The sequence below is a fragment of the Amycolatopsis sp. NPDC004747 genome (genome assembly GCF_053601335.1).
Genome location: NZ_JBSGBQ010000078.1, coordinates 1 through 2,088, shown reverse-complemented (window position 1 = coordinate 2,088; position 2,088 = coordinate 1). Strand labels below are relative to the sequence as shown.

At 66.0% G+C, this 2,088-nt stretch carries 4 protein-coding genes; all 4 read right to left on the bottom strand.

The window, feature by feature from the left end; genetic code table 11:
• Positions 1–125: 125 nt before the first annotated feature.
• A complete protein-coding gene (locus ACWEGE_RS46950; protein WP_449667009.1) occupies positions 126–251 on the bottom strand; it encodes a hypothetical protein in 126 nt (41 codons plus the stop codon).
• A gap of 57 nt (positions 252–308) precedes the next feature.
• Positions 309–1,199, bottom strand: coding sequence for an IS3 family transposase (locus ACWEGE_RS46945; RefSeq protein WP_449667010.1), 891 nt, complete (start codon positions 1,197–1,199; stop codon positions 309–311).
• Between the two features lie 23 nt (positions 1,200–1,222).
• Entirely contained in the window at positions 1,223–1,528 is a 306-nt protein-coding gene (locus ACWEGE_RS46940) for a transposase (RefSeq protein ID WP_449667008.1), read from the bottom strand.
• Between the two features lie 288 nt (positions 1,529–1,816).
• Positions 1,817–2,088: transposase (locus ACWEGE_RS46935; RefSeq protein WP_449667007.1), on the bottom strand; the 272-nt coding region annotated here is incomplete at its 5' end.

Sequence of the window (2,088 nt, the reverse complement as noted above, 5' to 3'; positions counted from 1 at the left end):
GTTACGGATCGCGGGCAGCACCATGCGCAGCAGCTCCTCGTCGTCGAGAAGCCGGCTGTCGGTACCGCTGAGCGCGCGGACCGCCGAGCGCACGCGCGTTACGGCCCGGGCCTGGCCGGCGCGGGCTACCGGGCCAGGTAGCGCCCGGCGGGGGTGCGAGTGATCCAGCCGCGCTCGGCCAGCTTGCGCAGCTTGCCGCGCACCGGCTCCACCTTCGTCGGCACCATCTCCAGCCCCAGCGCGCGGGCCACGTCCTTGGCCTGCAGCGGGCAGTCTGAAGTTCCCCCCGCGCACTGGACAGCGGGTGTTTACGCTGCTGAGGTGAGGTTCTGCCTGAGCAGGGATCTCGTTTCGAGTGGGGTCACGTACCCGTAGTCGGGGTGCCGACGGAGCCGGCTGCGGTTGTACTCGACCTCGACATAGCGGAAAACGTCGGCCCGGGCAGCCTCGCGGGTCTCCCACACGGTTGTCCCGATCTCCGCTTTCAGGATGGCGAACCAGCTTTCCGCGGCGGCGTTATCGTAACAAGAGCCGACGCGCCCCATCGACTGCCTCATGCGCAACTTGCGTATTTCGGTGCGGAATTCGTCACTCGTGTACTCGCTGCCGCGATCCGTATGCATGACACAACCGTGCTCCAGGCCGCCGCGACCGGCCGCCATCCGCAGGGCAGCGACCGGCAGCTCGGCGCGGTGGTGATCGGCCATCGCCCATCCGACCATCTCCCGCGTCGCGAGATCGATACAGGTCGCCAGATACAACTTCCCTTCCAGCGTGACGAGTTCGGTCATGTCGCCGACGAGCCGCATCCCGGGTCTGGGCGCGGTGAAGTCCCGGCCGATCAGGTCGAGGGCGAACACCGCCCGCTTCGCCTGCCGGGTCAGGCCCCCGCGCCGCCTGCGGGTGATCCCGACGATCCGGTGCTTGCGCATCAGCCGCTCGACCTTCTTGGAATTCACCGCCCGTCCGGCCCGCCGCAGAGCGGCGTGGATCCGCGGGGCCCCGTAGGCGCCGCGAGATCCGGCGTGAAGCACCCGGATCTCGCCCACCAGCACCTCCTCGGCCCGCTCCCGCACCGTCCGGGCCGGCCGTGACGCCCGGTGCGCGTAGTAGGTGGAACGGGGCACTCCCAGCACACGGCACAGGAACGAAACGCTGTGACCTGCAGGATTACCGTCCGATGCCTTCTCCGCATCAATGAAGTGACACCGTGCCGCGGTGTCTACCTCATCTTGTCCTGAGCGAAGAAGGCGGTCGCTTTTCCCAGCACATCGATCGTCGCCTCCTGCTCGCGGACCTTCCGCCGCAGCCGGACCAGCTCCTCGCGCTCCGCAGTGGTCAAAGCCCCGGCGGGCCCCTCACCACGGTCGATCTTGGCTTGCTTCACCCACCCGCGCAGCCCTTCCGGACTCACGCCAAGATCCCTCGCAACCTCGGTGACTGTCTTCTCCGAGGACAACGCCAAGGCGACCGCGTCCCGCTTGAACTCGGCCGTGTACCGCTTACTCGTATTGCTCTTCTTGCTCACTACCTGTGACTGCTTCCTCCGGGACTATCCGTCCCAGTATCAAGCTGTCCAGCCGACAGGGGGAACCTCACACCGGCATCGACTTCACGTCGGCACCCTGAACACTGCCGTCGGCCACGGCAAGCGACACGCGGTCCACGGTCTCAACCAGGTGACCTGTCGTCGTACTCATCAGATGACTCCTTCGGGGAGGATCACACCTGATTCATGACACTCCCGATCACTCCGGAATCAAGCCGGTGGATCCGGGTTCAGCTAAGAGTCATCACGTAATGCGGGTCTTCAAATTTAGTGGGGGTGCGCCTGTCGTCGGCTCCGGCGGGCGCAGCGTGAGCGTAGTCGTTGGTTGGCGCGGTTTCTGAAGCCGAAGGCGTTGCGTGCTTCGAGTTTGATGAGGCGGTTGTTGCCTTCGGAGGCGGCGTTGGTGATCCCGGTGGTCAGGTAGGTCTCGATGCCGTCCCACCACTGCTCGACGGCTTTGGCGAGGGTGAGGAGTTCGGGCAGGTGGACAGGGAGCCGCCGAAAAATAACTTCGGGTTCTGGTAGTGACGTTGGGTCCG